The sequence below is a fragment of the Neptunicella plasticusilytica genome, from assembly GCF_047922965.1.
Taxonomy (GTDB): domain Bacteria; phylum Pseudomonadota; class Gammaproteobacteria; order Enterobacterales; family Alteromonadaceae; genus Neptunicella; species Neptunicella plasticusilytica.
Genome location: NZ_CP150481.1, coordinates 262,194 through 279,315, shown reverse-complemented (window position 1 = coordinate 279,315; position 17,122 = coordinate 262,194). Strand labels below are relative to the sequence as shown.

15 protein-coding genes are annotated in these 17,122 nt (G+C 46.8%); 6 read left to right on the top strand and 9 right to left on the bottom strand.

The annotated features are described in order from the left end of the window. The first annotated feature begins 117 nt into the window (after positions 1-117). The 3 genes from V1467_RS01365 (at position 118) to V1467_RS01355 (ending at position 3,643) form a co-directional block, all read left to right on the top strand. Positions 118-1,836, top strand: a complete 1,719-nt coding sequence (locus tag V1467_RS01365; protein WP_416307017.1) for an acetolactate synthase 3 large subunit — start codon at positions 118-120, stop codon at positions 1,834-1,836. After that, entirely contained in the window at positions 1,836-2,333 is a 498-nt protein-coding gene (ilvN, locus tag V1467_RS01360) for an acetolactate synthase small subunit (RefSeq protein ID WP_416307016.1), read from the top strand. Before V1467_RS01365 ends, ilvN begins: the two co-directional genes overlap by 1 nt. Positions 2,334-2,395: 62 nt before the next feature. Next, complete coding sequence (locus V1467_RS01355) at positions 2,396-3,643, top strand: glycosyltransferase (RefSeq protein ID WP_416307015.1); 1,248 nt, start codon at positions 2,396-2,398, stop codon at positions 3,641-3,643. A 277-nt stretch (positions 3,644-3,920) separates the two neighbouring features. Here the strand turns inward: V1467_RS01355 and V1467_RS01350 are convergent, their stop codons facing one another. The 6 genes from V1467_RS01350 to V1467_RS01325 all read right to left on the bottom strand — a co-directional run bounded on the left by V1467_RS01350 (position 3,921) and on the right by V1467_RS01325 (position 8,657). Then, complete coding sequence (locus V1467_RS01350; protein WP_416307014.1) at positions 3,921-4,109, bottom strand: YwbE family protein; 189 nt, start codon at positions 4,107-4,109, stop codon at positions 3,921-3,923. A 387-nt stretch (positions 4,110-4,496) separates the two neighbouring features. Further along, positions 4,497-4,697: a CsbD family protein gene (locus V1467_RS01345; protein ID WP_416307013.1), complete on the bottom strand. Its 201-nt coding sequence runs from the start codon at positions 4,695-4,697 to the stop codon at positions 4,497-4,499. Between the two features lie 254 nt (positions 4,698-4,951). Beyond that, on the bottom strand, positions 4,952-5,359 hold the full coding sequence (locus V1467_RS01340; RefSeq protein ID WP_416307012.1) for a hypothetical protein: 408 nt from the start codon (positions 5,357-5,359) through the stop codon (positions 4,952-4,954). Positions 5,360-5,441: 82 nt separating this feature from the next. After that, positions 5,442-5,864: a GNAT family N-acetyltransferase gene (locus tag V1467_RS01335; protein ID WP_416307011.1), complete on the bottom strand. Its 423-nt coding sequence runs from the start codon at positions 5,862-5,864 to the stop codon at positions 5,442-5,444. A gap of 23 nt (positions 5,865-5,887) precedes the next feature. After that, entirely contained in the window at positions 5,888-7,240 is a 1,353-nt protein-coding gene (locus tag V1467_RS01330) for a sensor histidine kinase (RefSeq protein ID WP_416307010.1), read from the bottom strand. Beyond that, positions 7,230-8,657, bottom strand: a complete 1,428-nt coding sequence (locus tag V1467_RS01325; RefSeq protein WP_416307009.1) for a sigma-54-dependent transcriptional regulator — start codon at positions 8,655-8,657, stop codon at positions 7,230-7,232. Before V1467_RS01325 ends, V1467_RS01330 begins: the two co-directional genes overlap by 11 nt. Positions 8,658-8,851: 194 nt before the next feature. On the opposite strand from V1467_RS01325, the gene V1467_RS01320 reads away from it, so the two are divergent. From V1467_RS01320 to V1467_RS01310, 3 genes are read left to right on the top strand one after another with little or no spacing between them, the layout of a single operon-like run. After that, positions 8,852-10,162, top strand: coding sequence for an efflux RND transporter periplasmic adaptor subunit (locus V1467_RS01320; RefSeq protein ID WP_416307008.1), 1,311 nt, complete (start codon positions 8,852-8,854; stop codon positions 10,160-10,162). 17 nt (positions 10,163-10,179) lie between these two features. Then, positions 10,180-10,860 carry an ABC transporter ATP-binding protein gene (locus V1467_RS01315; RefSeq protein WP_416307007.1) on the top strand — a complete coding sequence of 227 codons (681 nt, stop codon included), beginning with the start codon at positions 10,180-10,182 and terminating at the stop codon, positions 10,858-10,860. Between the two features lie 21 nt (positions 10,861-10,881). Further along, complete coding sequence (locus V1467_RS01310; protein WP_416307006.1) at positions 10,882-13,416, top strand: ABC transporter permease; 2,535 nt, start codon at positions 10,882-10,884, stop codon at positions 13,414-13,416. Positions 13,417-13,511: 95 nt separating this feature from the next. On the opposite strand, the gene V1467_RS01305 is transcribed toward V1467_RS01310, so the two are convergent. From V1467_RS01305 to V1467_RS01295, 3 genes are all read right to left on the bottom strand, one after another. Then, positions 13,512-14,621: a hypothetical protein gene (locus V1467_RS01305; RefSeq protein WP_416307005.1), complete on the bottom strand. Its 1,110-nt coding sequence runs from the start codon at positions 14,619-14,621 to the stop codon at positions 13,512-13,514. 35 nt (positions 14,622-14,656) lie between these two features. Next, positions 14,657-15,937, bottom strand: coding sequence for a hypothetical protein (locus V1467_RS01300; RefSeq protein ID WP_416307004.1), 1,281 nt, complete (start codon positions 15,935-15,937; stop codon positions 14,657-14,659). A 63-nt stretch (positions 15,938-16,000) separates the two neighbouring features. Next, on the bottom strand, positions 16,001-17,074 hold the full coding sequence (locus V1467_RS01295) for a YeiH family protein (RefSeq protein ID WP_416307003.1): 1,074 nt from the start codon (positions 17,072-17,074) through the stop codon (positions 16,001-16,003). Between the last annotated feature and the right edge of the window lie 48 nt (positions 17,075-17,122).

Genomic DNA, 17,122 nt, shown 5'->3' with positions numbered 1-17,122 from the left:
CGAGTTAATATCGGTTTGATCACCTTATTTAAGCGCTATCAGTTTACTGCGTAATACGCATTTCCAAATGGTTTGGGGAAAAGCCGCTGAAGACCATATGAGAGAGGAGAACATGTAGTGGAGATGATGTCAGGCGCCGCGATGGTGGTTAGGGCGCTAAAAGATGTAGGGGTGAAACATGTTTTTGGTTATCCCGGTGGCGCAGTTCTCGATATTTATGATGCCTTATACGCGCAGGACGACGTCGAGCATATTCTGGTCAGACACGAGCAGGCTGCCGCCCATATGGCAGACGGCTATGCGCGTTCTACCGGCCAGACCGGCACTGTGCTGGTCACTTCCGGCCCCGGTGCAACCAATACCATAACGGGTATTGCTACCGCCTATATGGATTCGATTCCTATGGTGGTGTTGTCCGGTCAGGTCGCTACTTCGCTGATTGGTGAGGATGCCTTCCAGGAAACCGATATGGTCGGCTGTTCCCGCCCAATTGTAAAACACAGTTTCCTGGTTAAACGGACTGTGGATATTCCGATGGCAATTGCCAAAGCTTATTATATTGCCAATAGTGGACGTCCCGGTCCTGTGGTTATCGATCTGCCAAAAGATATCGTCAACGTTCAGGAAGAGCATCCTTACGAATTTCCGACGTCAGTGCAAATGCGTTCTTACAACCCCACAGTTAAAGGCCATGGCAAGCAAATTAAAAAATCAGTGGAAGTATTTACCACTGCTAAGCGGCCGGTAATCTACGTGGGTGGCGGGGTTATCGCGGCGGATGCCAGTGAGCTGTTGACCCGTTTTGCCGAAACACTTAATGCGCCGGTAACTTCCACCTTGATGGGATTGGGCGCGTTCTCCGGTCTGCATCCACAATTTATCGGCATGTTGGGCATGCACGGTACATTGGAAGCGAATAAAACCATGCATAATGCCGATTGCATTATTGCCCTGGGTGCCCGTTTTGATGATCGGGTGACTAATAATGTCGAAAAATTCTGCCCACACGCCACTATTGTACATGTGGATATTGATCCGGCCTCTATTTCCAAAACCGTGGCAGCCCATATTCCCGTAGTGGGCTCAGTTGATTCGGTACTGGAACAGTTCTTCGAACAAATGGGTAAAATAGACACTAAAGCCCAAACCGAAAAGCTGGCTGACTGGTGGAAACAGATCAATCAATGGCGTGACAAAAAATGTCTAACCTATCAAACCGACAAAGCCCAGCTTAAACCACAGCAGGTTATTGAATCGCTGTACAAACATACCCATGGCGATGCCTACATTACCTCTGACGTGGGCCAACATCAGATGTTTGCTGCATTGTATTATCCGTTTGCCAAACCCCGTCGCTGGATCAATTCCGGCGGTCTGGGAACCATGGGCTTCGGACTGCCGGCGGCAATGGGCGTACAAAAAGCGCACCCCGATGCTGTCGTGGCTTGTGTGACCGGCGATGGCAGTATCCAGATGAATATTCAGGAGCTGGCTACCTGTTTGCAATACAATTTACCGGTCAAAATTATTTCCATTAATAACCGGGCGCTGGGCATGGTTCGCCAGTGGCAGGATATGATCTACAAAGGTCGTCATTCTCATTCCTACATGGATTCACTGCCTGACTTTGTCAAACTGGCCGAAGCCTATGGACATATCGGTATTCAGGTAAATAAACCCGAAGAACTGGACGATGCCATGGCTCGCTGTTTTGCCGAGAAAAATCGCGTGGTATTTATGGATATTCTGGTTGATCAAAGTGAACATGTTTACCCCATGCAGATTAAATTCGGTGCCATGGATGATATGAGATTAAGTAAAACGGAGCGCACCTGATGAGACGTATTCTATCGGTATTAATGGAAAATGAACCAGGTGCCTTGTCACGTATCGTTGGTGTATTCTCACAACGGGGATACAACGTCGATACCCTGTGTGTTGCACCGATTGACGATGGCAGTTTGTCGCGCCTGACCATTACCACTCACGGTGATGACAAGGTAATTGAGCAAATTACCAAACAAATGAACAAGCTGATCGATATTCTAAAAGTCACTGACTTAACTGACGGTGCCCATATCGAACGCGAGCTGATGCTGGTTAAAGTCGCCACGCGCAGCGAAACGGCTCGCTCAGAAGTCAAGCGCACAGTGGATATCTTCCGTGCCCAAATCGTGGATGTCAGCAGTAAAAACTACAGCATCCAGATTGTTGGCCCTTCCGACAAGCTGGATGCCTTTGTGCAATCAATTAGCGATGTGGCCGAAGTGATTGAAACCAGTCGTTCCGGTGTTTGTGGTATTGCTCGCGGCGATAAAGCCCTTAGACCCTAACGCTGTCTAAAAAAAACGAAATATTATAGACTTGGCGGCCCATTAAACTGGCCGCCTTTTTTATGCCCGTACCTTCTCAATCCAAACCTCGACAACATGTGTTGATTATCGGTTATGTCTGGCCGGAGCCAAATTCATCGGCGGCGGGAAGCCGGATGATGGCGTTAATTGACAGTTTTTTAGCCCAGCAATGGCAAGTGACTTTTGCCAGCCCGGCGCTGTTATCTGAACACCGTGCCGATCTAGTCGGGTTAGGGATAAAAGAAGCCAGTATTGAACTGAATAACAGCAGCTTTGATGCGTTTATTAGCGATTTGCAGCCCGATATTGTGATGTTTGACCGCTTTATGATGGAAGAGCAATTTGGCTGGCGGGTAGAAAAATATTGTCCGGATGCGCTGCGTATACTGGATATGGAAGACGCGCATTTTTTGCGCCAGGCACGTCAACAGGCGTTCAAAAAACAACAAACTGTCGCTCCTGAGGATTTACATACCGAACTGGCCATTCGCGAAATAGCCTCGATTCATCGCTGTGATATCACCTTGGTGATTTCGACATTTGAAATGGCGTTATTACAAAACCAGTTCAGTATTCCGGCCAATATTCTGCATTACTGTCCTTTTATGCTCGATGGCATCCATCAGGATAATCCTGAATTTGAACAGCGTCAGCACTTTATCAGCATAGGTAACTTCCGCCACGACCCAAACTGGGATGCGGTGTTGTGGCTTAAACAACAAATCTGGCCGCTGATCCGCAAACAACTCCCTCAGGCTGAATTACATATTTACGGTGCCTATCCACCGAAAAAGGCCACCGATTTACATAACCCCAAACAAGGTTTTTTAGTCAAAGGTTGGGTGCCAGATGCCAAAATTGTGATGCAACAAGCTCGTATCTGTTTAGCGCCACTGCGTTTTGGTGCCGGACTAAAAGGCAAGTTGGCGGATGCCATGCAATGCGGCACTCCCAACATCACCACCGGGGTTGGAGCTGAAGGATTTGTTGAACAAGGCCATTGGAGCGGGACTATCGCCAACCAGGCGGAAACCTTCGCCAATGCGGCGGTTGAACTATATAACAATCAATCGCAATGGCAGCTATTTCAACAAACCGGTTACCGGATTATTGAACAGCAATTCGCTAAATCGCCCATCCAACAGAAGCTAATTCAACAGATTAGGCATCTTGTCGAAAATATCACCGAGCATCGTCGCAGTCATTTCACCGGCATGATGCTGCGCCATCACAGTATGAAAAGCACCCAATATATGGCGCAGTGGATCGAAGCCAAAAACAGCAAGTAATTGACAAAAATGAATATTTTTAATTAACCCCAACTCGGGATAAGAAATGTCGTTTATATTTACAAAGGGTAAATAATTCAGATAGTTATATTATTCACTCAACCATTGTTGAATAAATAGTTTACTCAATGACGACATTTTTGTGCTTGGCAAGGCGGGGTTTCGTACGTCATAGCTGGCTATGACTAGAAAGCCCAACGCTGCTAGGTACAAAAAGAGCGTTATTGAGAGGCGTGGCTTATCCCGAGCTGGGGTTAATTAATCTGTATACGAAAGTTTAATCTTCGCTAGTATGGATTTTTTTCACCCTGCCGACCTGACCATCTTCTAATCGAACTTTTATGCCATGCGGGTGATTGGGGGAGTTAGTTAAAATTCGTTGCACTATTCCTTGGGTCAATGCACCTGTTCGTTGATCTTGCTTTAAGACAATTAATAGAGGCTGTTTATCTTTGATATTCGCCACTGCTAGCGGCGATTTTTTCTTCCCACAAGGCAGAAAAGGCGCGAAGAGTGGTTCTCTTTAAGCGTTTGATAACGCAGTGAGAAGGAAAAATAGCCCCAGCCCTCCGGGTTGAGTCTGAAAATCCCTCACTCTTTGTTGCAAACAGATTGATTTAGATGACTAAATTACACTGTTTGCGCCTCGATTGAGACATTTTCATTTCTCAACAGTGGTGAATATCAAAGACAAACAGCCTCTAAAGCCGAGTTTGATGTTTGATCTGATATTACCGCTCATGTATTTCCCTGTGGTGTTGTTTTTGCGTTGTTGAAAATAGCATAGCGGCACACCGAGACAAAAGCGGTTGTTTGCGCCAATAAAAAACTTACTGGCGCAAACAATATACTATTATTGTTTACTCATCCAATCATGGTACTCGGCCTTTGCCTGTTCCTCGGCTATTCCATAACGTTCCTGGATCAAGCCGACAATCTCTTCTTCGCGGCCTTCAATTTTATCCAGGTCGTCATCGGTGAGTTTACCCCACTGTTGCTTGACGTTACCTTTAAGCTGTTTCCATTTACCTTGCCAAATATTTTTGTTCGTCATAATCATTCTCCTGTTAACAATGTAACAATCGAGTTCACCCCGTCGGGGCGGATAACTCACTAGCTGATTGCGATTTAATTTCTAGCTACAGAATGTCTCTGTACGGGTTAACAAGCCAAAATAATGCCAGCATTAATAAATTGATTATTTTCAATGCGTTATAGGAATATTTTGAATTTTGACAGAATATATGTACTGGCAAACAGTAACTATTACCCGACACAATGGTAATAGTTACTTAACGCGAATCGCTGTTATTTACAGGTCGCCATATCTTTAGAAAGCTCGGTAATAAACTGTCCATCCTTACCTAAGTAGCGATAAACCATAATGACTTTTAAATCGATAAAGCTGCGCAGCTCTTTGTTGGCGCACAGTTTACCAATTACGCTGTCTTCGAGGATTGAATCAAACATGGCTACATCAAGCTGATCAGCGGTGTAATTAACCAATGTATTGTTATAGATAATATAATTTTTCATTGTGGCAGCTGAATCCAGTCGAGTGTCGGCATCCAGCGCCCATGGCGCTTTACTGTTAACTTCTTTAGCCACCATAGACAACTGTTGAGACAGTATGCGCTGTTCATCCGTTTGAGTGGCGTGACTTATCCATGGAGTCGTTATCATGACTAAAGCGAAGAATATTATTCTCAAATCCATTTTATTGTTCCTTATCTTGAGCATGTTGCTCTAACTATTTAACCCACATTAGGCTACCAACTGTGCGGCAGCGGATTGTTGCTTATTCTGTATTAATTGAAAAGTACTTCGCTTCGAATTTCATTCCCTTGTTCAGATAAAATTTGTGCGCAGCTTCTCTGGATACGCCTGACACCAGACGCATCTGAGCACATTTCTGCTGTTTTGCGAAATCCAGCAACCAGTCGTAAAGTTGACCTCCATAACCTTTTGAACGGTTGCCGTCGGCAGTAATCAGCTCTTCAATCTCCAGATACTTACCAGTATGTAGCCACTCTGATATCCTGAAACCGGCAACAGCTTTAATCGCTTCTGCATCTTCCAGACAAGCCAACTGATAACCGGTTTCTATTTCCATCCTGCTGACCTGCAGTAAAAAGTCATCAAGTGACAAATGTGGTCGTAAACCTGACAGCACCGCAAAACATCTGATCTTATCCGCTTGTTCCGTTACTAATCTAATCACTATTTTTCCCTACTTCTTTGGCTTTAAAAAATTAAACTAAACAGCGCCCCGCCTAACTCACTTTGACTTAATTTAACGCTGCCGCCATGGGCAATCATAACTTGTCGGGTTAGCGCCAATCCCACACCCGAACCGTCCTTTTTGGTGGTAAAAAAGGGCACAAAAACCTTGTGTTTTAGCTCATCTGCGATGCCTTGTCCGTTGTCGCCGATTTCAATCACCACGTGCCCGCGTCGATTCAGAAATGCTCGCATCGTTACTTTGGGCTGTTGCTCGTCTACCAGCGCCTGCTCGGCATTTTTCAACAAATTAATCAATAATTGCTCTACCATATCCACATCAATATCCATTTCCAGCGTTGCGGGTTGAATATCAACGCTAAGGTCTATTCCTTTGTGCTGCCATTGCTGGGTCGCCAGTGTTTGTACTTGGCTAAACAATTGTTGAATTCGAATACGTCGGGTATTGGGTGCTGGCAAACGGGTCAGCCGCCGATAACTACCGACAAACTGCATAAGTCCTTCACTGCGACGCGCCACGGTGTGGACTGCATGTGCCACGTCATCCAGATCTTGGGCCAATTCGGGTACGTTTTGCGCCTTATGTTTACTGTCTTCCACCAGATCGACTGCCGTTCTGGCCAATGACGCAACCGGGGTGATGCTGTTCATAATTTCATGGGTCAGCACCCGAACCAGGTCTTGCCATGCCTGCAATTGGGCTTTATCCAGTTCACTTTGAATATCCTGTAAACTCAGTAAACGCTCTGATTGACCGGCAAGAATGATTTGCGTTGCAGAAACCGCCAGTTGATGTTGCATATCATCCACCACAAAATCGACCAAACGCCGTTCACCGGCTTGCAGGGTGGTCAACTGGCGCGAGAAATCATCACCAAACTGGGTCAAATCCGACAATCGTTGTACATGATGGCTGCCAAATAGACGGCGCGCACTGTTGTTCCATAACACAATCTGATCATTGGCGTGAATACTCATCAGCGGTACTGGCACATGCTCTACAATCGCTTTTAGATGGCGAAGCTGTTGCTCCTGATCGGCTCTAGTGGTTTGAAAACGCGTCAATATCTCGCTAAACGCCTGACCTAATTCAGCAAAACCGGCTCCCAGATGTTGAAATTCAAAGCGTTGAGAAAAATCTGAATAGCGCGCCGCCTGCAAAAAGCGGGTGAGTTCGGTATTGGTTTTACGAATAAAGCGCACCACTTCCAACCCCTGTACAATCAGTAATAGCAACACCAAAAGGCTGGCGGCCTGATATCCGCTTTGCGAGACAAAGGCGCTGAACAGAATAACCATCAGCATCAATAATACGATGCGAATACTGAGTAACAGCGAGAAGCGGTTAAAGCCCATGCTTGTCCATTCTCCGGTATAGCGCAGCGCGGGTTAGTCCCAACGCTCTGGCCGCATGGCTGATGTTAAAACGGTGGGTTTTAAGTGCGTGCTCAATGGCCGTTTTTTCCAATCGTTCCAGATTCAGGTCATCCTTACTAGCCAGAAGGTCAGGTTTTGACACCGCCGACAATTTCGCTTCGACGGCCATTTCTCCGGCCTGATTGGGGGTTAGTTCCAACTGAAAATCCTGCTCTGTCAGTTGTGCCGATATAGACAGTATCACCGCCCGCTCAATGGCATGGCGCAAGGCCCGCACATTTCCTGGCCAGGGATAATGCTGAATTTTCTGCAATGCGGCGGTGGCCAGCGACATATCCGGTTTAGCGTATTTTTTGGCATACAGTGCAAGATAATGTCTTGCTATCGGCTCAATATCCTCTTGGCGTTCACGCAGTGGCGGCAAAACAATTTCGACCGTATTCAAACGGAACAATAAATCCTGACGGAAGCGGGACTCATTGGTGAGTTCCGCTTTGGCTACATTGGTCGCTGCGATCACCCTGACATCAATGTCGATGGGCTTATTGGTGCCCAATGGGGTCACCTGACGCTGCGCCAGCACGGTCAGCAATTTTGCCTGTAAATGCAATGGAATATTGCCGATTTCATCCAGAAACAGGGTTCCACCGTTGGCGGCCTGTAATCGGCCGATTCTGTCTTCATTAGCGCCGGTAAAGGCCCCTTTTTTATGCCCGAACAACTCACTCTCGAACAGAGTTTCCGATACGGCGCCTAAATCTACCGCCATAAACACATTAGCACTACGCTGGCTTTGCGCATGCAATTGACGGGCAACCAGTTCTTTACCTGTACCGTTTTCGCCCAAGATAAGAACATTGGCATCAGTGGGCGCACTGCGCTCAATCAGTGACATCACCTGCTGCATAGCGACGGAATTGCCCAAAATAAAGGGGCCGGAAGTCGGCACGCTGGCGTTGGACAATAATTGATTTGTTTGGCGCAAACGTTGGGTCTCACGCCGTGATTGACCCAGTTGCACCGCGGCTGACAAGGTCGCGACCACCTTTTCATTTTGCCAGGGCTTGGCGATAAAATCGGTCGCACCCAGTTTCATTGCCTCAACCACGGTATCAACGCCGCCATGGGCAGTGATCATCACCACCACCGCCAGCGGATCAAGTTGTAAAATACGCTGTAGCCATTGATAACCTTGCTGGCCGGAACTCTCGCCCGGACCAAAATTCATATCCAGCAATATCGCGTCAAAACTATGTTCAGCGAGTAAAGTTGGAATATGTTGCGGCTGATTGCAGATACTGACATCGGAAAAATGCCGTTTAAGCAGTAATTTCCCGGCGACCAGAATATCTTCATCATCGTCCACAATCAGTATATGGCCTTGATGCTTATCCAATGCAACTCTCCCCTAACTGACTAAAACTGTTCATTATCGTACACCTGTTGTTCAATTTCGCACAATAAAAACTGTCCGATAATGAACATTTAAATTAAATATCCTTTAAAAACAATAAATTACATATTGGTACAGTTATTGATGTACCTCTATCAGTTTTACCCTTATTAACAAACAACCTATAGCGAAGATTTATGCAAAGCCAATTGAGTTCAATTAGCCAATCCGTTAGCCAAAAAACCTCTGCGGTATCCGGCTCCGGTATGGATCGCAAAGTCACTAAAAAAAGCCAAGCCTATAAGTGGCCACTAATTGGCGCTGTCGGTGTGATTCTATTTGCCTGGTTAGCCTACCAGTCATTCAATGCATCTTCCGGGCGGGCGCTGACCGTTAATAGCGAACGGATTGTGATTTCAACGGTAAGCAGCGGCATTTTTGAGGATTTTATTCCGTTACGCGGAAGAGTCACACCGGCTAAAACCCTGTTTCTTGATGCAATTGAAGGGGGGCGCGTGGAACGTATTCTGGTTGAAGACGGCACCAACCTTAAAGCGGGTGACTTAATAGTGGAACTGTCTAACGCCTCGTTACAACTAAACGTATTGGGCAATGAAGCCCGGGTAGCCGAGCAACTTAACAATATGCGCAGTATAGAATTAAATCTGGAGCAAAACCGACTGCAACATAAACGCAATTTAGTCGACATTAATTACCAGATTTCCATGCTGACGCGCCAGGTAGAACGCGAAGCTACTCTGGTTAAAAACGAGTCAATCAGTCAGTCCCAGTACGCCGATACCCAAGATACCTTGAACTGGTACAAGAGCCGTTTAAAACTGACGCTGGAAAGTCAGGCCTCGGACGCCAAAATGCAGGAAGCACAGTTGGCTTTCTTACGCGAAACCAGCAGCCGGCTAGAACATAATCTGGAAATTTCCCGGCAGAATCTGGACAACATGAATGTACGTGCCCCGGTAGCAGGTAAATTATCAGGTTTTAATGTGGAAATAGGTCAGAGCATTGGTCGCGGGGAGCGACTGGGACAAATCGATACACCGGATGATTATAAACTCACTGCCCTTATCGATGAATTCTACCTGGGGCGGGTTGATATCGGCCAGCAAGTGCAATATGACCAATACCGTCTCGAAGTATCCAAGATCTATCCGCAAGTACAGAACGGTCAATTTGAAGTGGATTTAGCCTTTATTGGCGAACAGCCGCGCAATATCCGTCGTGGCCAAACGATCCAGACCAAGTTGACACTGGGCGATGAAAGCAAAGCCTTACTTATTCCTAATGGCGCTTTTTATCAGGACACCGGCGGCAGTTGGGTGTTTGTTGTGACGGCGGATGGCAGTCAGGCGATCAAACGTCCGGTGCGTCTGGGACGCCGCAACAGCCAATTTATTGAAATTATCGAAGGGCTGGAACAGGGTGAACGTGTCATCACCAGTCCTTACACCAGTTATCAGGATATGCAACAACTTAACCTTGCTCACTAAATTACAGGATCTGAATTATGTTAAAGCTGCACAATTTGAGTAAATATTTCCAAACCGATGAAGTCGAAACGGTTGCGCTAAACAACGTCAATATTGAAATTGCCCGAGGTGAATTTGTTGCCATTATGGGGCCCTCAGGCTGCGGAAAATCAACATTGCTGAATATTATCGGCATGCTGGATAGCCCCTCCGAAGGACAGTATCACTTTATGCAGGACCAGGTCGCCGGTTACTCGGAAGCACAACTGGCACAAATTCGTAAACAGAACATCGGGTTTATTTTTCAGAATTTTAATCTGATTGACGAACTCACCGTGGAAGAAAACATTGAGTTGGCGTTGTTGTATCACAACATCCCCGGCAGCGAACGCAAACAGCGGGTAGCCAGCGTAATGGATAAAGTCGGTATTGCCCATCGGGCAAAACATAGACCCAGTCAACTGTCAGGTGGTCAACAACAGCGTGTTGCGGTAGCCCGTGCCGTAGTCGGCGATCAGGCGATGATTCTGGCTGATGAACCTACCGGTAATCTGGACAGCGCCCATGGTCAGGAAGTAATGGACATGCTCAAGGCGTTAAATGCTGAGGGCACTACCATAGTGATGGTCACCCATAGTCCGGCCCATGCCGATTACGCCAGCCGTATTATTAACCTGTTTGACGGTCATGTAGTGACTGAAAACGTTCGAGCGGCTTAGTCCGGATTAAGGAGCAACAACATGTTTCAGCATTATCTTATTACCGCATGGCGGAACATTGTTAAAAATGGCCTGTTTTCCGGTATCAATATTTTTGGTCTGGCTGTTGGCCTGATGAGCTGTATTCTTATTATGCTGTTTGTCCGCGCTGAAACCGGCTATGACAGCTGGATCAAAGACAGTGAGCGGGTGGTTCGTCTGCACTCCGCTTACAATATTCCGGGTCGCCCACCATTTTTAACAGTGCGCTCAGCCGGTCGTATGATGGAAGCCATTCGTGACTACGCCAGCAATGAAGTGGAAGACGGGGTGCGTTTAATTCAGTGGGAACTGACCATCCAGCAGCAAGCAGATGCCTTCCCTGAACAAGTCACTATGGCGGATGGCAGCTTCTTTAATGTGCTGGACTTACCTTTTGTGCATGGCGACAAAAGTAGCTCTTTCAATAAGCCTTTCGACCTGGTGGTGACCGAAGAAACTGCACAAAAATACTTTGGACGCACCGACGTTATAGGTGAAACCATGACTATTTGCTGCGTTGGTGATCAACCTACCACATTGCCTATTACCGGTGTAATGAAGGATTTACCCCAGGCGACACATTTTAACCTGCATATGCTGGTATATTTGCAACCAGCCATATTTGCAGACAACTCCAGTCTGTTAGACACCTGGACCAGCGTAAACGTCTATACCTACTTCAAGCTGAATCCCGGGGTGAGCGTTGATCAATTGCAGCAACGCATTAATTACTGGGTTAACAATGAAAGTCCGTTTGTAGATATATTCAACCAGAATATTGGTAACATGCCCGACAATTCAAAAGTGACCGATTACTTACAGCATAAAGTCATGCCGCTAACCGATTTGCATCTACATGCCCGCAACGATGCCGGCAATATGGGCGATTTTAGCGCCATGGGTGACTATAAAATGGTGGTTACCTTTATTATTGTGGCAGCATTAATTCTGTTGATAGCCTGCATCAATTTTATGAATCTGGCTACCGCCAGGGCCAGCCAGCGAGCCCGTGAAGTGGCGATGCGAAAAGTGTTGGGCGCCAGTCGCAGTCAGGTTGCGATCCAGTTCCTCAGCGAAGCCGTGGCACTGGTGTTTATTGCCCTGTTGTTTGCCCTGGTGGCGGTAGAGATTTGCTTGCCTTTTTACAACGGCCTGTTAAACCGGGATCTCAGCTTAAATTTGCTGGCAGATCCGCAACTGTTACTGGGGTTGATGGCAGTGGCATTGCTGGTTGGGCTGGGAGCCGGTCTGTATCCTGCCCTATATTTATCCCGTTTTATGCCCGCTCATATACTACAGGCCAGTAAAGGCGGCGAATCGGGCGGGTCAGCCACCTTGCGCACAGCCCTGGTGATTTTCCAATTTGCGATATCCATCATTCTGGTGATCTGCACCATAGTGGTTTACGGTCAAACGCTGTATGCCAACAAGATTGACGTGGGATATCAGAGCGACAACAAGCTAATCCTTAATGTACGAGCTGCAGGCAACAATCTGCAAAGTCTGAAGCAGGAGTTGCTCAATTTACCGGAAATCACTTCGGTGGTATTTTCATCCGAATCTCCCACCCAGGATAATGAAAATAACCGGCAATTTACCCTTATCCCGCAAACGTCCGACAGCGGTTCAGGCATGGCTGCGCCAATCCAGCAGGTACTGAATTATTACAGTACTGATTATGGTTTTTTTGAGGCCTATAATATCAGTCCCGTTGCCGGCAGGTTATTCGATCAGGCCTACGGTACCGATAAAGCGATTCAACAGCCCGATGGAGACAACAATACCGGCTCGGCATCAGTTATTCTGAATGAATCTGCGGTGCGGCGTTTAGGCTTTAACCAACCGGCCCAAGCCATTGGTCGAACCCTCGAATCCGATTTATTTGGTAACGGTTTACACCACCTGACCATTATTGGCGTCACGCCAGATATCTATTTCCGTTCAATAAAATTCGATATTCGTCCCAGCGTGTATTTATTGCGTGAAGATCGTTTCAGAGTGGCTAATCTGTCGTTCAAAACAGATGATTTACCGGCGCTTGTCAGCAAAGTGGAAAATATCTGGAAAAATCAGGTACCTATGCAACCTATCAGCCTGCAGTTTCTAACCGAGATGATGGCGGCCCAATACAATGATGATGTTACCACCGCCAAAATGTTCTCGGCCTTCTCTTTGCTAGCCATAGTGGTTGCGTGTCTGGGATTATATGGATTAGCCGCCTTTACTGCCGAACGACGCACCAGGGAGATTGGTATCCGTAAAGTAATGGGGGCTCAGGTCAGGGATATTGTTAAATTGCTTATCTGGCAGTTTTCCAAACCGGTGTTTATCGCCAATCTTATTGCCTGGCCAGTAGGAGCCTATGCGATGCTAAATTGGTTGCAGCAATTCCCGTACCGGATAGAACTGTTCTGGCTGGTGCCGATATGTCTGGCTACCGGTTTGCTGTCATTGCTGATTGCCTGGGCAACTGTAGGCGGTAATGCTGCCAAAGTGGCCAGAGGTAACCCGGTTAATTCATTACGCCACGAATAACCAACAAGATTTAAGCCCGGAACAATGCGCAGCTCCCCAACCGCTGTGCATTGTTCTTTTTGGGTTGTGAAGCTCCGATCAGGCGCTTTAAACTTTTATCTGAACCAGCTTTTATCTGTGGGTAAGGCGAATAGCAGCGGTGCCATTTTTTCATAATGGGGACGATTTACCTCACACTGGATATTCTTCAGATAATTGACTTTCCAGGGGTCGTTAATCATCCAGACAATATCATCGATAACAGCCACCCCTTCGATCGAGGCATTATCCATTAATTCCCAATCATTGCAGTCTGCAGGCGGCTCCAGTACTTCAGCCCAAAAAGCCAACTGGATCAGTTTGCCGGGATTGTGTTTGCTTAAATCAATCACCCAGAGCTGATCGACATTCCTGGCAATGGCCAGCAGAAAACCGGGGTGTCCCTCTTGCTCCGACGGATAGTAATCCATGCCATTAAGAGGATGATTGCCATCTTTAAATTCCGGCAAACGCAATTGCGCGTCCTCCACAGGGATAAAATCATTCGACAGCCAGAACGATGAATTCATGCGCACCTGAAAAATACGTGCTTGCGACACCATATCTTTTTCTAGCGCCAGATATAACATACGATCTGGCCCGAAAGTCATGCCTTCAAAACCGTCATTGGGAAAGTTACCCACCTTAGCTTCAGCTTTAAATTGTAACGGCCGAACATGGGTTACCATCGCTTGATTGTCGTCAGTTAGTTCAAGTCGCAACAATAATGTCGGGTAGTCGGTCGAGCCGCTGTTCGCCCATTGTTTGGCGCATTCAGGTGACAATGGAGCGGAACGGGCATCTTCTGTCAGTGTGTAAAATATCCGATCATTATCCGGGTCGGCGGTTAATGCCTCCAGATCCGGCTGATTGGCCAGATACTGACCAAAACAGCTTTGCTGTATTGATGTTGTCAGCACCAATGGAAAATTAAGATCCAGTAAGGTGCCTCCGGGTAATATTAGTTGATGCAACCGGCCTTGTTGGGAGGGCGTCGCACTGCGATCGGATATTGTCAGTAATTTACCGCGCCAATGGGTTAAACCGGAAGGTTGCGGATCCACCATCACCTGCCCCTGCGCATCCTTAATCCAGCGGCCTTGTACATCAGTCGCCTCTGCACGGGCAAAAGTCGTTACAGCGCATAAAATGACATACAGCGCATATTTGAATGTTTTAGTGATCATGCAAAATCCCTTTTATCAAGATTTATCACGCCGAGTTACCAGTCCAGCGAAGATGGCAAACGTGGTGAAGACAACACTTTAGTAAAGCGGGCCCAGCGCTCGTCCTGATCATCGGCTTGTTCAACATAAGCCTTGATCATATCCTTACCCCAGTTGTAATTGATTACATAAGCGCCATAAGTATCAAAAAATCTCACTCTTTGGGTGGCCTTATCCTTGTTGCTAAAACTGTATTTCTGCAACAACCGGACAGCTTCGGTTTTATCGATATCACCATTAATATATTTTCGGGCAATTTCATTGCTGGCATAACTGAGCTTACTGGTCAGTTCTCCCAGATGCTCAAACGACTCGGCCAATGCAGGATCGATTCCGGCAATCGGGAACAACACATTTTTCTCGAATTCTGCCTTGTCATTGCCCGGAAACGCTAGTTCAATACCGTAGTTAGCGCTGCCTTCGGCAATCAGCGACTGCGGACTGAATAACGGATAAACACTAAATTCTACCCAGCCACGTTTTTTAACCAGATTATCTTCCAGCAAGGCATTGTAAGTATGATGACCGGGATAACCTTCATGGCAGCCGAGATCGACAGCACGGGAAATATCTATCGGAAACTCGGTATTAACCTGAATTAAGCTGAATGCATTGCCTTTATACCAATTGTAACCACTCCAGGGTTTGTCGGTCACATATTCCAGGGTAAAGTTTTCATTATCCAGCAATGGAATATGGGCCTTAGTGCGATTACGACACTCTTCAATAGCCCGATCAAATACCGCGTTCAGTTTATTTTTGGGAATTTCGAACTGCTTCTTAAAGGCTTCGATACGGCTTTCCATCGACCCCTCACCTGGCAGCATTTTATCCAGCTCGGCAATAAGTGGATCAAAATCGGACAACTTGTGATGCGGCGCTTCGGTGTCATACAGATCACGACTTTGCGCGTCAAAATCAAGCTTTTCGACCCCGGACAAATTCTTGGCGTGTGCCACCAGCGCGACCAACTGCTGATCCAGGTAATATTCACGTAAGCGCTGCATTAACTCGGTATCTGGGGTCATTTTAGGCAGTTCACTACGCAACACTTCAGCTTCACTGATGATGAGGTCGATGGGCATCTTTTTAGCTCTGGCTTCTTCGGCCCATTCGTCTGGTCCGTAGTAGGCATCCACATAGCCGGAGTCATGTTCTCCCAGCGCCAATACCAGTTTGACGTACTGCTCTGCGGTTTGATCAAGGGTTTTGGCGCCACAAAGATGACTAAAGAAAAAAGTCGCCAGTACTAGGATAAATAATTTGAATTTTTGCATTATTGTTATGCCATGGTAGGGAATGAATTGCCTGTTGATAGTACTCAATCTAAACGCCTTCCTTCAAGCGCAAACTGAGATATTACACTGGCTAACAATCAAATTTATGACAAATCCCCCCACAACCAGAAAAACAAACAAAATGGCCGCCAGCAACAGCGGTTTTGCCCCCGCCTGTTTTATTGAGCTGATATGGGTGCGCAGTCCCAACGCCGTCATCGCCATAGCTAATAATAAGGTATCCAGCTGGACAAGTGCCTTCACAACCAAGACGGGTAATAACTGCAAAGAGTTCAATCCGGCAGTCACAATAAAGAATAGCGCAAACCAGGGAATACTTTGTTTGGAAAGGCTGTATTTCGCCTTGTTACCTCGCTGGTTGCTTGTTTGGCCTATCGACAGCAGCATTAGAAAAGGTGCCAGCAGCATTACCCGCAACATTTTCTCGATAATGGCAGCGTTGGAAGCGGTTTCGCTAATTGCATTACCGGCAGCAATCACTTGGGCAACCTCATGCACTGTTGAGCCGACCCAGACACCATAGTGGTATTCTGACAGGGACAAATAAGGGAAGACTAGCGGATACAGGAACATAGACAAGGTACCAAAAACCACCACAGTCGCCACTGCAACCGACACTTTGTTAGCCTCCGCCCGAATCACCGGTTCGGTTGCTAATATGGCGGCCGCTCCGCAGATAGAACTACCCGCACCGATTAAAATTACCGTCTTCCGATCCAGTTTGAACAGTTTTACACCTAGCCACAGCGCCAGACCAAAAGTCAGTCCCAACACCAGCATATCAATGAGTAAACCTGCCCAACCCACACCGGCAATTTGTTGGAATGTAATTCTGAAACCATACAAAATCACGCCCAGACGCAGTAAACTTTGCTTGCAGAAGTCGACACCTGTATCGGTTTTATTCACCATTCGACTGAACAGGGTGTTACCGAAAAGCATGCCAAACATAATTGCCAATGACAGTTCACTCAATCCTGTATCTGCAATCCACGGCAATTGCGCTAATAAAATCGCAGACAGTGCGATCAAACCAACCAGCAGAACGCCTCGCAGAGTATTTTCAGATACAGGCAAAGATATTATCCGGTGTTTTAGCGCGACTTCTGCAGTCATAACAACTCTCTGGTTTCGGGGAAACAGGTTTGGCTTTACTTGCGCAGC